The sequence below is a fragment of the Paraburkholderia sp. RL17-380-BIE-A genome (assembly GCF_046028085.1).
GTDB lineage: Bacteria > Pseudomonadota > Gammaproteobacteria > Burkholderiales > Burkholderiaceae > Paraburkholderia.
The window spans coordinates 1-265 of the sequence record NZ_JARESQ010000073.1 but is presented as its reverse complement, the minus strand read 5'-3'; the positions used below and the strand labels follow the sequence as shown (position 1 = coordinate 265).

The window sequence follows — 265 nt, the reverse complement described above, 5'->3', positions numbered from 1 at the left end:
TGTCTCGCCCGGCGTGCCGCGCGCGAGCACTTCGCGGATCGCGCTGCAGTGGTCGCCTACATACAGCCAGTCGCGCACGTTCTGGCCGTCGCCGTACACCGGCAGCGCCTTGCCCGCGAGTGCGTTGGCGATCATCAGCGGAATCAGCTTCTCGGGGAACTGGTACGGACCGTAGTTGTTCGAGCAGTTCGTGGTAAGCACCGGCAGGCCATACGTATGGTGATACGCGCGCACCAGATGGTCCGAACCCGCCTTGGTCGCCGAA

The 265-nt window shown here is 64.9% G+C and carries 1 protein-coding gene; it reads right to left on the bottom strand.

Going from position 1 to position 265, the window contains the following annotated elements; all coding sequences use genetic code 11:
* On the bottom strand, positions 1–265 hold a 265-nt coding region (locus P0D68_RS35585; RefSeq protein WP_408303755.1), incomplete at both ends, for a GDP-mannose 4,6-dehydratase.